Source organism: Thermosulfuriphilus sp. (genome assembly GCF_054026695.1).
Map to the genome: position 1 here is coordinate 77249 of NZ_JBPMLP010000037.1, position 20124 is coordinate 97372.

General features: G+C 50.8%; 22 protein-coding genes, 2 tRNA genes and 1 pseudogene. 21 read left to right on the top strand and 4 right to left on the bottom strand.

Annotated features, from left to right (window positions below; genetic code table 11):
• The first annotated feature begins 27 nt into the window (after positions 1–27).
• From ACXJJX_RS05920 to ACXJJX_RS06015, 20 genes are all read left to right on the top strand, one after another.
• On the top strand, positions 28–312 hold the full coding sequence (locus ACXJJX_RS05920) for a DUF1844 domain-containing protein (RefSeq protein ID WP_456433126.1): 285 nt from the start codon (positions 28–30) through the stop codon (positions 310–312).
• An 8-nt stretch (positions 313–320) separates the two neighbouring features.
• Positions 321–1208, top strand: a complete 888-nt coding sequence (gene ispE / locus ACXJJX_RS05925; RefSeq protein WP_456433128.1) for a 4-(cytidine 5'-diphospho)-2-C-methyl-D-erythritol kinase — start codon at positions 321–323, stop codon at positions 1206–1208.
• Positions 1189–2136 (top strand): ribose-phosphate diphosphokinase, encoded by a 948-nt coding sequence (locus ACXJJX_RS05930; RefSeq protein WP_456433130.1) that lies wholly within the window; start codon positions 1189–1191, stop codon positions 2134–2136. The genes ispE and ACXJJX_RS05930 overlap by 20 nt, the downstream gene beginning before the upstream one ends.
• A 15-nt stretch (positions 2137–2151) precedes the next feature.
• Positions 2152–2796, top strand: a complete 645-nt coding sequence (locus ACXJJX_RS05935) for a 50S ribosomal protein L25/general stress protein Ctc (RefSeq protein WP_456433132.1) — start codon at positions 2152–2154, stop codon at positions 2794–2796.
• 3 nt (positions 2797–2799) lie between these two features.
• Positions 2800–3360, top strand: a complete 561-nt coding sequence (gene pth / locus ACXJJX_RS05940; protein WP_456433134.1) for an aminoacyl-tRNA hydrolase — start codon at positions 2800–2802, stop codon at positions 3358–3360.
• Positions 3361–3404: 44 nt separating this feature from the next.
• A tRNA-Pro gene (locus ACXJJX_RS05945) sits at positions 3405–3481 on the top strand.
• 56 nt (positions 3482–3537) lie between these two features.
• A tRNA-His gene (locus tag ACXJJX_RS05950) sits at positions 3538–3614 on the top strand.
• A gap of 447 nt (positions 3615–4061) precedes the next feature.
• Positions 4062–6152 (top strand): molybdopterin-containing oxidoreductase family protein, encoded by a 2091-nt coding sequence (locus ACXJJX_RS05955; protein WP_456433136.1) that lies wholly within the window; start codon positions 4062–4064, stop codon positions 6150–6152.
• Positions 6153–6170: 18 nt separating this feature from the next.
• Complete coding sequence (locus ACXJJX_RS05960; RefSeq protein WP_456433138.1) at positions 6171–6698, top strand: 4Fe-4S dicluster domain-containing protein; 528 nt, start codon at positions 6171–6173, stop codon at positions 6696–6698.
• 156 nt (positions 6699–6854) lie between these two features.
• Complete coding sequence (locus tag ACXJJX_RS05965; RefSeq protein ID WP_456433140.1) at positions 6855–7223, top strand: NADH-quinone oxidoreductase subunit A; 369 nt, start codon at positions 6855–6857, stop codon at positions 7221–7223.
• Positions 7214–7729, top strand: a complete 516-nt coding sequence (locus ACXJJX_RS05970; protein ID WP_456433142.1) for an NADH-quinone oxidoreductase subunit B — start codon at positions 7214–7216, stop codon at positions 7727–7729. Before ACXJJX_RS05965 ends, ACXJJX_RS05970 begins: the two co-directional genes overlap by 10 nt.
• A 12-nt stretch (positions 7730–7741) precedes the next feature.
• The gene (locus ACXJJX_RS05975; protein WP_456433144.1) at positions 7742–8308 is read left to right on the top strand and encodes an NADH-quinone oxidoreductase subunit C; all 567 of its coding nucleotides are present in this window, start codon (positions 7742–7744) and stop codon (positions 8306–8308) included.
• Between the two features lie 3 nt (positions 8309–8311).
• Positions 8312–9541: an NADH-quinone oxidoreductase subunit D gene (locus ACXJJX_RS05980; protein ID WP_456433146.1), complete on the top strand. Its 1230-nt coding sequence runs from the start codon at positions 8312–8314 to the stop codon at positions 9539–9541.
• A gap of 8 nt (positions 9542–9549) precedes the next feature.
• Positions 9550–10566: an NADH-quinone oxidoreductase subunit NuoH gene (gene nuoH, locus ACXJJX_RS05985; RefSeq protein WP_456433148.1), complete on the top strand. Its 1017-nt coding sequence runs from the start codon at positions 9550–9552 to the stop codon at positions 10564–10566.
• Positions 10567–10577: 11 nt separating this feature from the next.
• Positions 10578–11123, top strand: a complete 546-nt coding sequence (nuoI, locus tag ACXJJX_RS05990; RefSeq protein WP_456433150.1) for an NADH-quinone oxidoreductase subunit NuoI — start codon at positions 10578–10580, stop codon at positions 11121–11123.
• Entirely contained in the window at positions 11123–11656 is a 534-nt protein-coding gene (locus ACXJJX_RS05995; protein ID WP_456433152.1) for an NADH-quinone oxidoreductase subunit J family protein, read from the top strand. The genes nuoI and ACXJJX_RS05995 overlap by 1 nt, the downstream gene beginning before the upstream one ends.
• Positions 11653–11955: an NADH-quinone oxidoreductase subunit NuoK gene (nuoK, locus tag ACXJJX_RS06000; protein ID WP_456433154.1), complete on the top strand. Its 303-nt coding sequence runs from the start codon at positions 11653–11655 to the stop codon at positions 11953–11955. The genes ACXJJX_RS05995 and nuoK overlap by 4 nt, the downstream gene beginning before the upstream one ends.
• A 3-nt stretch (positions 11956–11958) precedes the next feature.
• The gene (gene nuoL / locus ACXJJX_RS06005; protein ID WP_456433156.1) at positions 11959–13908 is read left to right on the top strand and encodes an NADH-quinone oxidoreductase subunit L; all 1950 of its coding nucleotides are present in this window, start codon (positions 11959–11961) and stop codon (positions 13906–13908) included.
• Positions 13909–13914: 6 nt separating this feature from the next.
• On the top strand, positions 13915–15456 hold the full coding sequence (locus tag ACXJJX_RS06010; RefSeq protein WP_456433158.1) for an NADH-quinone oxidoreductase subunit M: 1542 nt from the start codon (positions 13915–13917) through the stop codon (positions 15454–15456).
• The gene (locus ACXJJX_RS06015; protein WP_456433160.1) at positions 15437–16867 is read left to right on the top strand and encodes an NADH-quinone oxidoreductase subunit N; all 1431 of its coding nucleotides are present in this window, start codon (positions 15437–15439) and stop codon (positions 16865–16867) included. The genes ACXJJX_RS06010 and ACXJJX_RS06015 overlap by 20 nt, the downstream gene beginning before the upstream one ends.
• 140 nt (positions 16868–17007) lie before the next feature.
• On the opposite strand, the gene ACXJJX_RS06020 is transcribed toward ACXJJX_RS06015, so the two are convergent.
• The 3 genes and pseudogenes from ACXJJX_RS06020 to ACXJJX_RS06030 all read right to left on the bottom strand — a co-directional run.
• Positions 17008–17751, bottom strand: a complete 744-nt coding sequence (locus ACXJJX_RS06020) for a hypothetical protein (RefSeq protein ID WP_456433162.1) — start codon at positions 17749–17751, stop codon at positions 17008–17010.
• Positions 17752–17786: 35 nt separating this feature from the next.
• Entirely contained in the window at positions 17787–18299 is a 513-nt protein-coding gene (locus tag ACXJJX_RS06025) for a sensor histidine kinase (RefSeq protein ID WP_456433168.1), read from the bottom strand.
• Positions 18285–18428: pseudogene (locus ACXJJX_RS06030) on the bottom strand (hypothetical protein); the annotation flags it as partial. The gene ACXJJX_RS06025 and the pseudogene ACXJJX_RS06030, both read right to left, overlap by 15 nt.
• On the opposite strand from ACXJJX_RS06030, the gene ACXJJX_RS06035 reads away from it, so the two are divergent.
• Positions 18403–18570, top strand: a complete 168-nt coding sequence (locus ACXJJX_RS06035; RefSeq protein WP_456433164.1) for an asparagine synthase-related protein — start codon at positions 18403–18405, stop codon at positions 18568–18570. The pseudogene ACXJJX_RS06030 and the gene ACXJJX_RS06035 sit on opposite strands and share 26 nt — an antisense overlap.
• Before the next feature lie 225 nt (positions 18571–18795).
• On the opposite strand, the gene ACXJJX_RS06040 is transcribed toward ACXJJX_RS06035, so the two are convergent.
• On the bottom strand, positions 18796–20124 hold a 1329-nt coding region (locus ACXJJX_RS06040), incomplete at its 5' end, for an aldehyde ferredoxin oxidoreductase C-terminal domain-containing protein (protein WP_456433166.1).

Here is a 20124-nt window from a genome sequence, read left to right on the forward strand (position 1 = left end):
TTGTCCTTAATGAGGAGGCAATAATTTATGAATAAGGAATCCAGAGATAGGTCCCCGGAGACGGTTCTCCCTCCGGTAAACTTTAGTACCTTTATCCTCTCCCTAAGCACCTCGGCTCTGGTCCACCTAGGAGAGCTTCCGGAGCCTGAGACCGGAGAGAAGAAGATCAACATAGAACTTGCCCGCCATGCCATAGACACCTTGGCCATGCTTAAAGAGAAGACCAAAGGCAACCTTACCAAAGATGAGGAGGCCCTTTTGGACCATATCCTCTATGATCTGAGGCTAAAGTTCGTGAAGGCCAAGGGTTAAAGACTTAGATGGCCAAAAGAATTCAAAGAATTCTGGCCCCGGCCAAGATAAACCTTTTCCTCCAGGTCCTTGGTCGTCGGCCCGATGGCTATCATGATATCTATACCCTCTTCCAGAAGGTGACCCTTTTCGACGAACTTCTGTTAGAGCTTGTCTCCGGATCCGACATCAAACTGGTAATCGAAGGGGGAGAAGCCCCTCAGGACGAGGGCAACCTGGCCCTGCAGGCAGCCCGCCTTCTTCTGGATCGGTTGGGCTGGCGAATAGGACTCCGGCTCACTCTTAAGAAGAACATCCCCATGGCCGCTGGTCTTGGGGGCGGAAGCAGTGATGCGGCCTCGGTCCTTATGGGGTTAAATGAGCTTCTGGGTTGCCCTCTGGGGCTTGATGAGCTGGCTGATTTGGCTCGGGCCCTGGGGGCTGATGTACCCTTTTTTGTCTATCCTTATAGTACGGCTCTCGGGGAAGGGATCGGAGATCGTCTTAGTCCTTGGCCCACGTATCGGGCTGTCTTCGTCCTCTTTACTCCTCCTGTTCAGGTCTCTACAGGCTTGGTTTATAAAAAAATGCGATTGACAAGCCGTAAGGAGCCCTTTATTTATGATGCCGGTCAGCCGCCTTGGCAAAGAGGCCTGATAAACGATCTAGAAGAGGTCACTTTTGGCCTCTATCCAGGCCTCAGAGAGATTAAGGCGGCCTTTATTGCTTTTGGGGCGAGGGCAAGTCTTATGAGCGGCAGTGGTCCGACGATTTTCGCTGTCTTTGAGGAGGCCGAGGCCGCCCGTCGGGCCGGGGAATGCCTTTTGAAGGACTTTGATGGGCAACTCCATATTGTTGAACCCTATTTAGGCTCGAGTGTACGAGGGGTGGATACCTATGTTCATCAACCATCTTAAGATTTTTACCGGTAACTCCAATCCCCAAATGGCCCAGGAGATTTGCAATTACCTTAGCATTCCCTTGGGACTGGCCACGGTACGCAAGTTCAGTGATGGGGAGACCTTTGTGGAGATAGGGGAGAATGTCCGTGGAGCCGATGTCTTTGTGATCCAGTCAACCTGTCCTCCGGTCAACGATTACTTGATGGAACTGCTCATCATGATTGATGCCCTAAGAAGGGCTTCTGCTCGACGAATAACAGCAGTTATTCCCTATTATGGTTACGCCAGGCAGGACCGCAAATGTGCTCCAAGGGTGCCAATCTCGGCCAAGTTGGTGGCCAATCTCATTACTGTGGCTGGGGCTCGCAGGCTTCTTTCCATGGATCTTCATGCCGGTCAGATCCAGGGTTTTTTTGATATCCCGGTAGACCATCTTTTTGCCGCTCCGGTTCTTCTTTCCTACATTAAAGAACGGTTTCGAGGGGAAGAGATCGTTATGGTCTCCCCGGATGCTGGGGGTGTGGAACGGACGAGGGCCTTTGCCAAGCGTCTTGATGCCCAATTGGCCATTATTGATAAACGGCGGGATCGTCCTAATGAGAGCCAGGTGATGAACGTCATTGGTGATGTTAAGGGCAAGGTGGCCATCATCCTTGATGACATGATTGACACTGCAGGCACTATGTGCCAGGCGGCCCAGGCCCTTATGGATCAGGGGGCCAAGGAGGTCCATGGTATGGCTACTCATCCGGTACTCTCCGGCCCAGCGGTAGAGAGGATTAAGAAGTCGCCTCTGAAAAGTGTGGTCGTTACCAACACCATTCCCTTGAGGCAAGAGGCCAAGGCTATCGGCAAGATAGAAGTCCTTTCGGTCTCCAATCTCTTGGGGGAGGCTATCAGACGTATCCATGCCGATGATTCTGTGAGCTCCCTTTTTGTCTAAAGGAGGTTTTTTCCCATGAAGCAGGTAGAGATGACCGTCCAGGTTAGAGAGAAGACAGGTAAGGAGGTGGCCCGCAAGCTTAGGCGTAAAGGGCTCCTTCCGGGAATCATTTATGGCCAAGGCACCCAGAACATTCCTTTGGCGGTGGAGGCCAATGAGCTCAAGAAACTCCTTTTTCGCTATCGTGGCGAACAGCTGATCTTCAATCTCAACCTTAAGAACAATGGTACTGAAGAACGCAAGATGGCCATCGTCAAGGAGATTCAGGTCCATCCCGTAACCGACGAACCCATCCATGTAGACTTCTACGAGGTCTCTCTGGAGAGGGAAATCGAGGTGGAGGTTCCGGTGGAGATCATGGGCAAGGCCAAAGGGATGGAACGGGGAGGCATTCTGGAGATTATTACCCGAGAGCTTACGATTTCCTGTTTGCCGATGGCCATTCCCAATACCATCAAGATAGACGTAAGCGGTCTAGATATTGGTGATTCTTATCATGTTGAGGATCTGCCTCCAATAGAGGGAGTCAATGTCCTTGATCCTCCGAAGACGACCATTGTGACCATCGTCTCTCCTGAAGAAGAGGAGACAGAGGCCGAAGCAGAGGCCGTGGAGACGGAGGTTATCTCCAAGGGTAAAAAGAAGGAAGAGATCGAGTAGAGTATGTGGCTGGTGGTGGGCCTGGGCAATCCAGGCCCAACCTATCAATTTACCCGACACAATATTGGTTTTCTGGTCTTAGAGGCCCTGGTCCAAAAGCATTCTCTTCCTGCCTGGAAATCATGGTGTTTTTCCCTGGTGGTTAAAACCAAGGGGTTTGTCTTGGCTAGGCCCCAGACATATATGAATCTCTCTGGTCGGGCAGTTGCCTGTTTAGTCAAAGAGTTAGGTCTTTCCCCTTCAGGCCTTCTGGTGGTTCATGATGATCTTGATCTTCCCCTTGGGAGGATCAAACTTGTCCGCTCCGGAGGGGCCGGAGGGCACCGGGGAGTTCTTTCTATAATAGATGTCTTGGGGACCAAAGACTTCCCTCGTCTGAAACTTGGCATTGGTCGTCCAGAATCTGGTATTTCAGTGGCCGACTACGTGCTTTCACCTTTTCGTGAAGAGGAATGGGGAACAGTTTCTGAGATGATAGAAAGGGCCCTGCTGGCGATAGAGGCTGTTGTTCAGGTCGGGCTTGAAAAGGCGATGAATATTTTTAACGCCCCGGTCAAAAATTAGGCCGCTTGCTCAGGCCCTTGGCCTATGTTACCAAATAGGGGGCGCGGGGCGTAGCGCAGTTTGGCAGCGCGCCTGCCTTGGGAGCAGGAGGTCGGCGGTTCAAATCCGCCCGCCCCGACCAAAGGTCTAAATCTTGCATCTCCTAAAGGGAGATGTTAATTTCTTAAATCCTTGGAGGTGAGCGTAGCTCAACGGGACAGAGCACCGGACTGTGGCTCCGGAGGTTGAGGGTTCAAGTCCCTCCGCTCACCCCATAGTTGAATACCTCTTGGTTCTCCATCTCTCCCTTCATTTTTATCATTCTGGTAAGATTCTTCTTACCTCCTTCAGTTGATCTCCCTATCGTGATCCTTTTGGCAGATTATCATTCCCAGATAACCTTATTCCTGACAACAGCATCTTTCCTTAAAAGACCCACCAAAAAATTTCCATTTTGGTCTCCGAGTATTGTTTTTATTTAGATAAAAACTTGCTTGTTATCATTTTCACGCTACTACCTAATAAAGACGGTTAAAGAGAACTACTAGTGAAAAAATTCAAAAAAATTATATTTTTGCCTATTTTCTTGACATATTCATTAAGCTCGATTAAAAGCAATCTTATATAAAGGTAACAAACTTTAGGTGAGTGAGAAGTCAGGCTATAGATGACCAAAGTCTAATTAGTCACGTTTGAAAAACCACCTAAAAAGAGGAGGAAGTATGGCTGAAACCAGGGTTGTCTATAGTATTTGCGGAATGTGTGCAGTCCGCTGTCCAATAATGGTAGAGGTTGAGGATGGGAAGGTTGTTTGGATTTCCGGCAATCCCCACGATGCTGGCATAGGCACCGGTCTCTGTGCTAAAGGCGTGGCCGGACGCTCCGTCCTCTATGATACCGAGCGGCCTCTTTCTCCAATGATCCGTGATGGAGAAAGGGGGGCAGGGAAGTGGCGGACTGTGTCCTGGGATGAGGCCCTCGACTATGTTGCTGAAAAACTTCAGGAGATTATCTCTAATTATGGTGGCCGGGCGGTTCTTCTGAGTGATCGAGGCGGTCCTTTTGTTGAGATCCGGAAGGCCTTCCTTCAGGCTATTGGTTCTCCTAATTACTGCAATCACGATGTCACCTGCGGCATATCTGTGAATCATGCGGCCATGTCTCTTTTTGGTTTCGGGCGGACAGGGTTCTCCTATGACTACAAAAACGCCAAACATGTTGTCCTGTATGGCCGCAATATGCTGGAGTCGATTAAGGTCAAGACTGCTCGGGCCATGATAGATGGCTTGGCCAAGGGGGCCAAGATTACTTATATCGACCCTCGGTTTTCGGTTACGGCCTCAAAGGCTCATCGTTGGTGGCAGATTCGTCCTGGTACTGACTATGCCCTCAACCTGGCCTTGATCCATATCCTTATAAAGGAGGGCCTTTATGATAAGGCCTTTGTCTCTCGTTGGGTGGAGGGCTTTGAGTATCTAGCCAATTTTGTCAAGCCCTATACCCCGGAGTGGGCCGAGAAGGAGACCGGTATACCGGCCCAAGAGATGTATCTTTTCTGTAAGGAGATTGCCCAGGATGCCCCTCATGTCATCTTTCATGGTGGCTGGATGAGGGCCCGTTATCGGCAGGCCTTCTATGAGGCCCGAACAACCTATATTTTGAACGTTCTCTTGGGAGCCATTGAGGTCCCTGGGGGGCTGGTCTTTGTCAAAGGCCCGGGGGATGCTGGAAAGAAGGGACTCAATAAGATCGGGGTTAATCTTCCCAAGATCGAAGAAAAGAGAGCCGATGGCGTGGGCTGGAGGTTCCCTCACATAAAAACTCCCCTCCTTCATCAGGCTCTGGAGGCCATCAAGACTGGCGATCCCTATCCTATAAAGGCCTACTTTGTCCACCGGCATGATCCTCTTTTAGGGCTTCCCGATCCTGAGGCCCAGATCGAGATCTACAAGAATCTTGACCTCTTAGTGGTCTGTGACATCAACTGGAGTGAGACCTCCTGGTGGGCCGATGTCATCCTCCCGGAGTGTACTTATCTGGAGCGTTCAGACATCATCGCCACCCAGAAGGGCCTCAAGCCCGGCTTCAGGAGGCGTAAGGCGGCTATAAGTCCCATGTACAACACTAAGCCGGGTTGGTGGATTTATATCCAGTTGGCCAAGCGTCTGGGCAAGGGAGAGCATTTCCCCTATGAGACCATTGAAGACATCTGGCAGGCCCAGCTTGAAGGTACAGGGGTCTCCATAGAAGACTTTGAGGCCAAGGGCTCGGTCAGTCTGGTGGACAAGCCCATCTGGTTTGACCGAGAGGACGGCCTTCCCTTCAAGACCCCTACGGGCAAGATAGAGATCGTCAGTAAGAAGTGGGAGGACGCAGGGTATCCTTCCCTCAAAGAGTATGAATCCCCGGAATCCCCGCCCGAGGGGCGTTTCCGGCTTCTTTTCGGTCGGGTGGCTTATCAGACCCACGGCATGTGGATGAACAATCCGGCCCTCCATCCCTATCTCAAGGAGAACATTCTCTGGATCAACAAAGACGTGGCTGCCAAGATGGGTCTTAAAACCGGTGATCTGGCGGAGGTGGCCAATGGTTCCTACCGCAAGAAGATCAGGGTCTTTGCCACTGAGTTGATCCATCCAGAGGCAGTCTTCATGCTCCACGGTTTTGGTCATACCGTGCCTTATCAGAGTAGAGCCTATCAGAAGGGAGTGGCCGATCAGCGGCTTGAGGTTGGTCTTCTGGATGTTTTTGACCCTGCTGGCGGGGCCAGCGCTCTCTGTGAGTGTTTTGTGGAAGTCAAGCCGGCCAGCTAAGGGAAAGGAGGAAGGAAGATGGCCAAATACTACATCTACCACGATCCCTCTCGATGTATTGGATGTCTTTCTTGTGAATTGAGTTGTAACGACTGGAAGGGGCTGCCCTATGGGCAGTCTAACTGCCGCATCTTCCAGTATGGTCCGGAAATGGAGGATGGGCAGCCGGTCCTGGGCTTTGCCTATGTTTCCTGCTTCCACTGTGAAAGACCCTTTTGTGTCGAGGCCTGTCCGTCGGCGGCCCTTTCTAAAAGGGACACTGATGGAACCGTTTTCTTCAGGGAAGATCGCTGTATTGGTTGTCGGGCCTGCCTTACAGCCTGTCCCTGGGGGATTCCCCAGTGGAATGCAGTCAAGGGCCGAATCCATAAGTGTGACTACTGCCTGGAGAGGATTGACAGAGGACTGGAACCGGCCTGTGTGGCCCGTTGTCCTACACGGGCTCTTCGCTTTATGACCTCCCAGGAAGCGGCCTATCTCAAACGGGCCCGATGGCTGGAGGAAACCTTTGGGCATCATGTGCGTCCAGTAGGGGAACGCCTCTGAGGGATATCCCTCAAAAAAGACCGTTTTTTCGCAGTGAGATATCCGGGAAAAGGGGAAAAGCTCCCCTTTTCCCTTAAATCAGTTTCAATTGAAACAATTTTTCCAATAATTGCTAAAAGGGAGTATTTGCCGGGAAAATCGGCCAGGAGAGTTCCTATGGAGATAAGTCTGAGTCTCAAATATTTACCGGTTCTCATCCTAGCCCTGATTGTTTCGGTCATGGCCGGGGTTCAGGTCCTAGTCAACCAGATTTTGGGCCTAAGACGGCCTTATCCGGAAAAACAGACTCCTTATGAATGTGGTTTTACCCCCAGCGGGGAGGTACGTCATCGTTTCCCTATCAAGTTTTACGCTATTGCCATCCTTTTTTTGGTCTTCGATGTTGAGGCCGTCTTTCTTTACCCCTGGGCCGTGACCTTTGATGAATTGGGTCTTTTTGCCTATCTAGAGATGGTGATTTTCATCATCCTTCTTCTGGTGGCCTATTTTTACGCCTGGATTAAGGGGGCTTTTCGATGGGAATAAGGACGCCGCTGGTCAAGGTCAGCGAAGGGGTCTCTCAGGTTCCAGGGGTCGATGTCTTCGTGACCACCCTAGACAAACTCATAAACTGGGCCCGGACGGGATCCATGTGGCCGGCGACCTTTGGTCTGGCCTGTTGCGCCATCGAAATGATGGCCACTGGGGCTAGCCACTATGATCTTGACCGCTTTGGTATCATTTTCCGGGCCTCTCCTCGCCAGGCCGACGTCATGGTGGTCGCCGGCACAGTGACCAAGAAGATGGCTCCTGTGGTCCGTCGGGTCTATGACCAGATGCCAGAGCCCCGTTATGTGGTCTCTATGGGGAGTTGTGCTTCTTCAGGGGGCATCTTTCAGACCTACTCTACTGTCCAGGGATGCGATGAATTTATTCCGGTTGATGTCTATGTTCCGGGGTGCCCTCCCCGGCCAGAGGCCTTGATCCATGGACTCCTCAAACTTCAGGAGAAGATTCGCCAGGAGAAGGGGCGCTGGGGGGCCCTCAGGTAGGGAGGTCGTTTGATGAAGGCTGTTAGGCGGCTAAAGGAACGTTTCCCAAAGGAGATTGTCTCTGTCTCTGAAGCCCGGGGAGAGGTTACGGTAGTCGTAAGGCGAGAGATCTCCTATGAGATTTTGACCTTTCTTAAGGAAGATCCGGAACTTGCCTTTGACCATCTGGTGGACCTCTGTGGGGTAGATTGGCTGGGTAAAAAGATTCCTCGTTTCGAGGTGGTCTATCATCTTTACTCTATTCGTTACCGGCATCTGTTGCGTCTCAAAGTGGAAGTCCCCGAGGAAGATCCTCAGCTGGCCTCGGTTACCTCCCTCTGGAAGACGGCCAACTGGTTTGAAAGGGAATGTTACGAGATGTTTGGCATCTTTTTCATAGGCCATCCTTATCTGAGGCGTCTGCTTACCCCGGAAGACTGGGAGGGATATCCTTTACGCAAGGACTATCCTCTCTTTCTCAGTGCGGAGAATGAATGGCCGGGCTATCGCCAACTGGTGGAAAAGGCCCGGGAGTTGGCTCGTTATGATTGGTATCCCCAATTGGCTTCAGCCCAAAAGTCTTCTTTGACTGAGGAGTAATTTATGGCCCCGGTGGTAGAGATCGTCCAAAAAGAATCTCGTAATCAGTCTTGGGAAGACCCTTACTACATCAATATGGGCCCTCAACATCCGGCTACCCACGGTGTCTTGAGGCTTTTTTTAGAGCTAGAGGGCGAGACCATCGTCAAATGCCACCCAGATATCGGCTATCTTCACCGGGGTATAGAGAAGTTAGCCGAACATCGAACCTATGCCCAGGCCATGGTCCTTACTGATCGCCTGGATTATATATCCTCGGCGGCCAATAACATTGGTTACTGCCTAGCGGTGGAAAAGCTTCTTGAGCTCTCGATTCCCTATCGAGCTCAAGTGCTCCGGACAATGGTCTGCGAGATGGCTCGGATCGCTAGCCATCTTCTCTGGTTGGGGACCCACGCCCTTGATATTGGAGCCATGACGGTTTTCCTCTACTGCTTTCGCGATCGAGAGCGCATTCTCAGAGCCTTTGAGAAACTCTCAGGGGCTAGGCTCACGGTCAGTTATCCTCGGATTGGTGGAGTCCGTCAGGATATCACTCAGGAGATAGCCGATGACCTTTGGCGTTTCGTTGAGGACTTTCCTAAGGCCATCGAGGAATACGAAACACTCATTGACGTCAACCGGATCTGGCTCAAAAGGACTAAAGGTGTAGGGGTTATCTCTGCAGAGGAGGCGGTAAACTGGGGCCTTACTGGTCCGTCCTTGCGGGGCTCTGGCATTGCCTATGACATCCGCCGTCATCGACCCTATCTCATCTATGAAGAACTTGATTTTGAAGTTCCGGTAGGCAGTGTGGGCGACGTCTATGATCGGTATCAGGTGAGAATGGAGGAACTTCGCCAATCGACCAATATCATCCGCCAATGTCTAGAGAGACTTGATAAGACCAAAGGGGAGCCTACGGTGGCCCAGGGGGCACCTGATCTGGTGATGCCTTTCAAGAGACGCCGGCCGGCTGTCCGCTTTGTGCCTAAACGTCACACCATCATCCGGGCGGAGGAGGGGCCTGTATTCCCGGAAGGTGAAGTGTATCAGGCCATCGAGGGCTCCAAGGGAGAGCTGGGCTACTACATCGTAAGTGATGGCACCGGACATCCCTGGCGTCTGAGGATCAGGGCCCCCTCTTTTGTCCATATTTCGGCCCTTCCGGCCTTGGCCGAAGGCCAGATGGTGGCTGACATCATCGCCATCATCGGCAGTGTGGATATCGTTCTAGGAGAATGTGATCGGTAGGTGGGAAGATGGGAGATCTATTCAACCAGGCCTATCAGACACTAGACACTCTGAGTCTTAAATTTTTGGGCCTTTCGGCCTTAAAGGGCTTTATCCTCCTTAATCTGGCCATGCTCCATGTGGCCTATATCACCTATGCCGAAAGAAAGATCATCGGTCGGATGCAGCAACGCTTGGGGCCTAATCGGGTAGGGCCTAAGGGCCTGCTTCAGCCCATTGCTGATGTAGTCAAACTTCTGACCAAAGAGGACATATTTCCAGCCCAGGCCGATCGTCCGGTCTTCGTGACCGCTCCTTTTATTAGTTTTATCGCCGCTGCTACCAGCTTGGCAGTGATTCCCATCTGGGAGAACTTTGTCATAGCTAATGTCAATGCCGCCCTGCTGGTTATTTTGGCCTTAAGCTCCCTTTCTTCTTACGGGGTCATCCTAGCCGGTTGGGCCTCAAACTCTCGCTACAGCTTTCTAGGGGGGCTTCGGGCCTCAGCCCAGGTGATCAGTTACGAAATTGCCTTGGCCCTTTCGCTGGTAGGGGTAATGATGCTGGCTGGCTCCCTTAATCTCTCAGACATCGTGCGGGCCCAGGCTGAAAGTCCCTTTAAGGTTTATGCTATCCCTCAGATCTTGGGCTTCTTTATCTTTATGGTTGCTGCTGTAGCCGAGACCAATCGGGTCCCCTTTGATCTGCCGGAAGCAGAGACTGAACTGGTGGCTGGCTACTTTGTAGAATACAGCGGAATTCGTTTTGCCCTTTTTTCCCTTGGGGAATATTTCGGAATGTTGGTTATGTCGGCGGTAGCTGTGACCTGTTTTCTGGGGGGCTGGAATGGACCTTTTGAGGTCCCCGGGATTCCCTTCTTCTGGTTTCTCCTGAAGCTTTATCTCCTCATCTTCTTCTATATCTGGATTCGGGCTACCCTTCCTCGGTATCGCTATGACCAACTCATGGGCTTGGGTTGGAAGATCCTAATACCTTTGGCCCTTCTGAACATAGCCATTACCGGGATTATCAAGATCGCTCTTTAAGAGGGGTTTGCATGGATTCTAAGAAGATCATCAAAACTATCTTTCTAGTGGAGATCATCAAGGGTCTGGCCCTTACCCTGCGCAAACTCTTTGCTAGACCGGTAACCGTCCAATATCCGGAAGAAAGGATCACTCCTGCTCCTGGATTTCGGGGGCGCCACGCCTTGGTCCGGGATCCGAAAACTGGGAAGGCCCGGTGTGTGGGCTGTTATCGTTGTGTGCAGGTCTGCCCCTCGCGCTGCATCCACATTAAGGTCAGCCGGGATGTAGAGACCGGCCGTCGGATAGTGAACGACTACATTATTGAAGCCCTTCGCTGTGTCTATTGTGGCTATTGTGAGGAGGTCTGCCCGGTAAATGCTGTCGTCCTTACCGAATTCTATGAATATTCGGATTTTGAACGAAATGATTTCATCTTTGATAAGGAACGGCTTCTTGCCCATTGGGATGAATTTATCGCCAGCCAGAAACGGCCTTACTTTAACCCTTTTTGGAGGCCGAGGGGGGTCCCGGAATCCCTGCTTCCAGCAGTTAAGCGCAAGGTGGAGGGTGTCTGATGGAGGCAACGTTAGCCAAGTTCATCTTCATTTATCTGGCTGTCGCCCTGGTTTTCACCTCGACTCTGGTGATCTCTTCTCGCAATGCCGTTCATGCCGTGCTGTGGATGCTGGTCATGTTCTTCCACCAAGCAGTTCTGTTTCTTACTGCCGGGGCTGAATTTTTGGCCGCCGTCCAGATCATTGTCTACGCCGGGGCGGTTTTGGTCCTTTTTCTCTTTGTTATCTATCTCATCAATCTCCGGCTGGAGCTCAAGATAAGAAACTTTGTCTTCTACTGGCCAGCGGCCCTCTTTATGGCGGCCAGTCTGGGGGTCCTGGCGGTGGGGGCGGTCAAAGGGTTTGTCCCTGGACCTAAGAGTGGGATCTTGACCAGCCAGAGTCTGGTTGAAATTGGCCATACCAAACTTCTGGGCCGTCTTTTGTTCAGTGAATATGTTCTGGCCTTTGAAGCCGCAGGGGTAATCCTCCTGGTGGCTGTTCTCGGAGCGGTCATCCTGACTAAGCGTCTTCAGGAAGGAGCTAAAAGATGATTCCTGTTTCCTGGTATCTGACTCTAAGCTTAGTCCTTTTTGCCCTGGGGGCCTTTGGCTTCATGGTCCGGCGGAACGTTATTATCATGCTCATGGCCATAGAGATCATGTTGAACGCCGTAAATATCTCTCTGGTGGCCCTAGGTCGGGGATTAGAGGACCTGGTCGGCCATCTTCTGGTCTTCTTCGTGATAGCGGTGGCGGCTGCTGAGGCCGCCATAGGCTTGGCCTTGGTGGTTCTCATCTTCCGAAAGACCCAGGAGATCCACATGGATCAGTTTCGGACTCTTAAGGGGTAGAGCATGAAGTATATTGTTTTAATCCCGGCCCTTCCACTGTTGGCGGCAATAATCACCTTGGTGTTCGGGCGTCGCTATATCCAGCATAGGGCTCACTGGTTACCCACTTTAGCCGTTTTGGGGTCGTTTCTCCTCTCCCTTAAGGCCCTGGCCCAGGTTGCCTCCGGGGCTCAGGTCAATTTTGATCTTTATAGCTGGATTGTGGGGGTAAGTTTTAAGGGGAGCATTGGTTTTTTGGTGGATCCTCTTTCGGCCATGATGATGGCCATGGTCTGCTCCCTCTCTTTTCTCATCCATGTCTATTCCATTGGCTATATGGCCAATGATCCTGGCTACTACCGTTTCTTCGCCTACATCAGCCTTTTTACCTTTTCCATGCTCATGCTGGTTATGGCCAATAACTTCTTACAACTCTTCTTCGGTTGGGAGGCAGTGGGGCTATGTTCCTATCTTCTTATTGGTTTCTGGTATCGGAAAAAGTCTGCTGCCAATGCTGCTAAAAAGGCCTTTATTGTCAACAGGTTCGGGGACTTTGGTTTTGCTCTGGGGATATTCCTTATTTTTTGGGTCTTTAAGAGTGTTTATTATCAGGATGTCTTTGGGGCAGCAGAGGTCATGGGGGCCAAGGGCCTTTATCTGTGGGGCTGGGAGATTCCCTTGGCTACCCTTATTGCCCTGCTCCTTTTCTGTGGCGCCGTTGGCAAAAGCGCCCAGTTTCCCCTCCATGTCTGGTTGCCAGACGCCATGGAGGGCCCCACTCCCGTCTCCGCTCTCATTCATGCGGCCACAATGGTTACCGCCGGAGTATTTGTGGTGGCCCGGTGTCATGTCTTCTTTGTTCTCTCGCCTACAGCTCTGGCGGTGGTGGCCCTTCTGGGAACCTTTACCTGTTTTATGGCTGCCACCATTGCTATGACTCAGTTTGATATCAAGAGAGTTATTGCTTACTCCACCCTTTCCCAGCTTGGCTATATGTTCATGGCCTGCGGGGTGGGGGCTTTTGACGCCGGGATGTTTCACCTCTTTACCCACGCCTATTTTAAGGCTCTGCTCTTTTTGGGAGCTGGAAGCGTCATTCATGCCATGCACAGGGCCTCAGATCCCAATGACCTACGTTACATGGGGGGCCTGAGAAAATATATGCCGATTACCTATGTCACCTTTTTGGTGGCCTCGCTTTCTATCTCCGGAGTTCCCGGGCTGGCCGGCTTCTTTAGTAAGGATCTTATTCTCTTCTCGGCTCTGGCTTCTAAGTACCCTTGGGGTCAGTGGGTCTGGGCTGTGGGAACCCTGGTGGCCGGAATGACCGCCTTTTATTCCTTCCGGCTGGTCTTTTTGGCCTTCTTTGGGGAGTTTCGTGGCCAGAGGCACTTAAAAGGCCATCTTCCCCATGAGTCTCCTCTGGTGATGACTCTGCCTCTGGTTGCCTTGGCCGTGGGGGCCATTGTTACTGGTTATCTCTGGATTCCTCATGCCTTGGGGGGGCCGGATATATTTGGCCACTTTTTGGCTCCGGTCCTAGGACATCATCCATATCTGGCCGTCTCCCATGAGGAGGCTGCCAAATTAGAATATCTGGTAACCGCAAGTTCGGTGGGGGTTGGTCTGTTGGGCATCTGGTTAGCTTGGTTGGTCTATGTCCGTCGGCCAGCTCTCCAGCGTCTTCTACCCGAATCCTTTCCCAGTCTCTACGATTTTCTTTACCGGAAGTGGTACTGGGATGAGATCTATTCCTGTCTGGTGGTTGTTCCCACTAAATCCTTAGCCTGGTTTTTCCAGCGGGTCACTGATGGGATCCTCATTGAGGGGGTGGTCAACGGCGTTCCGGGCTTAATCCAGCGGGCTGGATTGTTTGTCCGTCAGGTTCAGTGTGGTCTGGTCCACTTTTACGCCCTGATTATGACCACCGGGGTGGTAGTGGTAGTAGCCCTTATCTATCTGTTGAGGGGGTAAGAAGGGATGAGTTTTTCTCTAAAGATGGCCTCTTTCCCTTGCCTTTCTTTGATCATCTGGCTGCCGATTTTAGGGGCCCTTGTCCTCTTGGTGTTGCCCCGCCGGTCAAGTCTCATACGACGCTTTACCTTGGCCGTAGCGATAGCCGATTTTCTGGTGGCTCTACCGGTGTTTTTCGGCTTTGATAAAAATTTTTCCGGAATGCAGTTTGTGGAACGTTACACCTGGATAAAGACCTGGGAGATCTCCTATTTTTTAGGGGTAGATGGTATCAGCGTCCTTTTTGTCCTTCTTTCGACAATCCTTACCATCCTCTGTGTGCTTATCTCTTGGGAATCGATTACCGAGAAGGTCAGAGAGTTTCACATGGCCCTGCTTCTCACCTCAGCCACTATGACTGGGGTCTTCTGCGCCCTTGATCTTTTTCTTTTTTACATCTTCTGGGAAGCCATGTTGGTACCCATGTACCTCATTATTGGTATTTGGGGGGGGCCTCGGAGGCTTTATGCCACAGTGAAGTTCTTTTTCTACACTCTGGTAGGCTCCATCCTCATGCTGGCCGGAATTATCTTTCTATATCTTCAAAGTGGCAGCTTTGCCCTCCCGGATATTGCTAGGGCGGGATTGCCTTATGTCCATCAATTTTGGCTCTTTTGGGCCTTTTTTGCTGCCTTTGCGGTCAAAGTGCCCATGTGGCCCGTCCATACCTGGCTTCCTGATGCCCACACTGAGGCCCCAACAGCCGGTTCAGTGATCTTGGCCGGAATCCTTATCAAGATGGGGGCCTATGGTTTCTTACGGTTTTCCTTGGCCTTTATGCCCCTGGCGGCCAAGGCCATGATGGTCCCGATGCTTGTTCTCTCGATAATTGCCATCATCTATGGGGGCATTATCTGTCTTGCCCAGGTAGATCTCAAACGCCTTATTGCCTATAGCTCCGTAAGCCACATGGGCTTTGTCACCCTGGGCATTTTCTCTCTTAATCCGGATGCCATCCAGGGAGCCATTCTTCAGATGGTCAACCATGGCATTGTCACTGGGGCCTTGTTTATATGCGTGGGAGTGGTTTACGACCGGACTCATAGCCGTCAGATCAGGGACTATGGGGGTCTGGCTACGGTGATGCCCCTTTATGCCGCCTTCTTTTTGGTTTTCACCCTGGCCTCCATAGGGCTTCCCGGGACGAACGGTTTTGTTGGTGAATTTTTGATCCTTTTGGGGACCTTTGCCTCCCGGAAATGGGCGGCCTTTTTGGCCGCTACGGGGCTCATTATTGGGGCGGTTTACATGCTCTGGCTCTATCAGCGGATCTTCTTTGAAGATACTACCCCCAAAGTCTCTGGCCTTAAGGACCTTACTGCCCGGGAATCTCTGGCCCTGGCCCCCCTCCTGGCCCTAGTTCTTGTAATCGGTTTTTATCCCAAGCCGTTTTTGGGATTCATGCACCAATCGGTGGCTGCCCTTCTAGACCATGTCCACCAAGGCGAGGTGAATATCTCTATAACCCAGTTGATCAAGGAGAGCTTCAATGTGGTCTTCCATTCCTAGTTTTTCGGTGATCTATCCCGAGGCCCTCTTGGTTACGGTGGCCAGTGCCATGGTCCTTCTGGATCGCTTTATTCGAGAGAAGATGATCTTTGTCTGGATGGGGCTAGGGGCTGTGGTCCTGGCCTTAACTCTAACCTTCTCCACCTCTGGGGCCAGTTTTGCTGGAGTCTACAGTGCGGATCCCTATAGCTTCTTCTTTAGAGTAATCTTTCTTTTAGTCCTTACCTTGGTGATCCTTCTCTCTCCTGGCTACACCAGGGATCAGGGAATCAACTTTGGAGAATACTATGGGATGCTCTTTTTTGCCGTGGTTGGGATGATCATCTTGGCTTCGGCCAAGGATATGATCCTTGTTTATCTCGGCCTCGAATTGATGTCTCTTTCGGTCTATGTCTTGGTGGCTTTTCTCCACCCTGATCTTCGTTCTCTGGAAGGAGCTATCAAGTATTTCCTTCTGGGCTGTTTTGCCTCGGCCTTTCTTCTTTTGGCCATGACTTTTATATATGGTTTGACGACCTCTACCAACCTGGAAGTCATTGCCCAGAGACTTATGGCTTCTGATCTGCCCTCAAGTAAGGCCTTGCTTTTTTCGGTAGCCCTGTTTGTAGTGGCCCTGGGATTTAAGATTGCAGCCATTCCTTTTCATATGTGGGCCCCTGATGCCTATGAGGGAGCTCCGACAAGCATTACGGCCTTTATGTCTGTGGGGCCGAAGGCCGCGGCCTTCGCCGCCATGGGGCGGGTCTTCATGACGGCCTTGTTCTCTGCTAGGGCAGACTGGACGGAAATAATCATTCCCCTAGCTATGGTAACTATGATCGGAGGGGCAATCTTGGCCCTTGTCCAGACAAATATCAAGCGTCTCCTGGCCTATTCTTCTATCGCCAATGCCGGATGTGCCCTACTGGGGTTGATTGCTGGTTCAGCCGACGGTTTAGCGGCGATGATGGCCTTTTTGGCCATCTATGCCTTCATGAATCTGGGCGTCTTTGGGGTGGTTCTCCTCCTTAGCCGCAGGGATAGGGCCGGAGAATCCATCTTTGACTATCAGGGGCTGGCTCGAAGTCATCCCTGGGCAGCCTTTATGATGTTAATATTTCTTTTTTCTTTGGGGGGAATTCCCCCAACGGCAGGCTTCGTGGGAAAATTCTACCTCTTTAAGGTGGCCTTTGAGGCCGGCTACGTGGCCCTAGTGATTATGGCCGCTCTCACCAGTATCGTTGGGGCCTATCCCTATGTACGTTTGGTCCTCCTTATGTACATGAAGGAGCCTCAGGGCGAGGTCTCGCTTAATCTGACGGGCTATCTGCTGACCGGGTTGGCCATCTCCCTTCTAGGGGTCTTAGCCTTTGGCCTCTTCCCGGCCCCCTTAATTGAGTTTGCCAGAAGCTGCGTCTTCCACCTACCATGAAGGACTTAAGGTTTAAAGATAATCTTTAAAAGTCAGCTTGGTCGTATTGAGAGAGTACCCTCCTCTTCAGTCTTTTTGGGGATAAGTTTCAGGGGATACTTTAGAAAAGAGGGGGCCTTAAAAGATAAGGCCCCTTTGAGTTAGGGAGCCATCGTAAGGGGAACGTTAACCACCTGGAGCTCTCCCCCTATTCTCAGGGCAAGTCTTAAAGAGGCCACTGAAGATACTTCTTCAGCCTTGCCAGGAAAGAAAAGGAAGCCATGGGCCAAGAGACCGGGCTCTATGGTCTGGTTGTGGAGCTGTCGTTCGGCAAGGTCATTTTTAATCTTTTCCCCTACTGTAGCATAGGCCTGGGCCCCACCAGCAAGGGCCCCGGCAGTGGCCCCAATTACCGCTCCTTTACCAGTACTCTCTCCCACATCTTCTCCAGTGACCACCCCTACGGCAAAGCCTACGAGAGCTCCGGCAGCACCAAGGAGGGCCGCTGGCTTTAGAGAACCCTTAGCTGTCTCGGCGACGTCGACTTTGCCTTTTATACGATTATAGGCTTCCTCTGAGGTCAGCAGGGGCCAAGCCTGACCATTCTGATCGATAAGAAACGTCTGGGTAGGATCAATCCACATCTCCTCTTGGCCCTGATTATCTATGACTACCTGGACGGGTAAAAGACCAGCACCTCGGGCATCAAACCCCAGGGCTTCTTTAGCGGCTCGGGGATCGAGATAGACCCTGGCTGATATATAGGCCCCGGCAATCTCTACATGACCAGCCTGGGCTTGGGGTAAGGTTACAGGGGCAACCCTCTTACCATAGCCTGAACAACCTGAGAGTATCAGCAAAGAGATTAAGATAAAGGCCAGAGATCGTTGGACAACATCAGACATACCTTGAGCCTCCTTGTTTGGGATCAAAATTTAAGTTAATTGCTGGCAGAGCTCTTAGCAACCTGTCGGTAGAGGGGTAAACTTATTGAAAAGACCGTCCCAATCCCCAAACGACTGGAGACTTTGATCTGACCGCCATGGGCCTCGATATAAGCTTTAGTCAGAGCAAGTCCTATTCCTCTACCCGATGGATTTCGGCGATAGAAACGTTTGAAAATTTTTGGTATTTCCCCTTCAGGGATTCCTGGCCCAGTATCGGAGACTTCAATTTCCGCTATTTCTCTTCCTTTTTTAAGGGTTATTTCTATCCGACCTCCATGAGGAGTAACCCTAAAGGCATTATCCAAGATGTTTAACAAGGCCTGAAGAATCTTCCTGCGGTCTCCAAAGAGTATAATCCTTTGAGGAGGATAGGAAACCTTGAAGTCTATTCCTTTGGTCCGAGCTAGGGCTTGAAAAAGTTGAGCCAGTTCTTGAATAACCTCCTCTAATAAGAGGGGCTCTCTCTTAAGGGTTAGGAGACCAGCATTTGCCTCTGAGATGTCCATAATGGCGTTGGGAAGGTTAAGAAAACGGTCGCTTTCATCCATTATTTGGACAAGAGCGCTCTTGATGATCTCTGGGTCTTGATCTTGGAGACAAGTCTCCGCCATGGCCCGAATACGGGCCAATGGGGTCTTAAAATCATGGAAGGTTAAGGCCCATTATGGAAAGATTTTTCTTCGTAGATGGGCTACTGATCTGCTTCCTACAGAGGTTCTTTGGCGCAAAAAGAGGGGATTTCATGTCCCTCTGGAAAAGTGGTTTTTTAGAGAATAAATAAATAAATATTTTTAGAGAGAATTCTTATCCAAAGTCGGGCTATTAGATCTTACTTTTCTTCCGAAAGAATCAAGGATCTTTTAAGTTTTCAAAGGACTAGAGGGGGAGTGAGTGAGATTATCTGGTCTTTGGTGCTTTTTGCTGTCTGGTTTCAAATCTTTATTGAAAATAAAGCTTCTAGCCCCAGACCAAAAGAAAATCTCTATGACTTTAGAGCCTAGATCAGGGCTGACGAATCAAGCCTTCGTAGGCTTTTATCCCCTTCAGCAGGAAATCTTTGTCAATTTTACCTCGGAAAGAGGCTGTCTCCAGGATACGACGAGGAATCTTAAGTTCTCTAAAGCTAAAGCCTTCTCTGATCTTAAAGAGATATTTATCCTTCAGGATTCGTCTTCCCAAGTCTTTTAGTTTCTCTGGGGAAAGGATAAATCCTACTGAGGCCAAGGCTGAAGCGATAGTTTCATAGTCGTAGATACTCCGAGCAAAAAAACAAACTACCAGAGAAGATAGAATCTGACGATAGGCTTCTTCGTCAAAGAGTTTTTGGGCCAATTCTTCCGGTTTCATTTTAGGGGTCTCTTCCTTTTCATCTAAACTATAGCCTCCAGAATCGAGGTGACTGTGCCGGGCTCCGGTGAGATGGGTTAGATGGGCTGCTGGCCCCGTGTGATAGCCGGGCATTTCGTTTCTGCCAAAGGCCAAGGCAAACTCCTCTCCTCCGTAACGGTCAGCAGTGTAATCAACCCCTCGCCCTAAGGCTTCGTAGAAGGCATTAGTCTTTTTAACAATGTGGGAGATCATCTCTAGGAAGATCTCTGTCTTCCCCCAGCCGGGTTCAAGACCTTCGGTGTGTTTGTGGGTGATGATTCCTCGTTCAAAGGCCTCTGTGGCCCAGGCAAGAACAACCCCGGTGCTCATGGCGTCAAGCCCCAGGTTGTCGATCAGGTGGAGGATTCGGAGGACATCTTCTCCGGGAGATACACCAATCATAGATCCCAAGGAGTAAATAAGTTCATAGTCGTAAGAAATGAAGGTTGTTTTATAGAAATAAGGTTCGTTTTTGTAAGGAGTTCTCAGGGCAGCCAAGTGGATACAGGCCACCGGACAGTGGGCACAGGCCAGCCTTCGGCCAAGAAGGCGTTGGGCAAAGTATTCTCCAGAAATCTTGTCTGCATACTCAAAGAAAGTCTGTTTCAGATTATAACTGGGGAGAGCCTTGAGACGATTTAGGGGAAGGACATTAACTGCAGTACCTAGGTCGTGGTATTTCTTCAGAGAGTCAGTTTGGGTGATTCTTTGGAATATTTTTTCGTAAGTCTCTCGATAAAGTTTCCGATTGGCTACTCCCAGACTCCCCCGCCCGTTGATAATTATGGCCTTGAGTCTTTTGGCTCCAAAGACCGCCCCTAGCCCCAGGCGACCAAAATGACGATAGGTTTCGGTTACCGCACAGGCATAGGTGATCAGGTTCTCTCCGGCCGGACCTATCCTGATGATGCTTCTAAGCCCTGATTCTCCGGCCACTTTCCTTAAAACCCTTCCCGTGGCCCC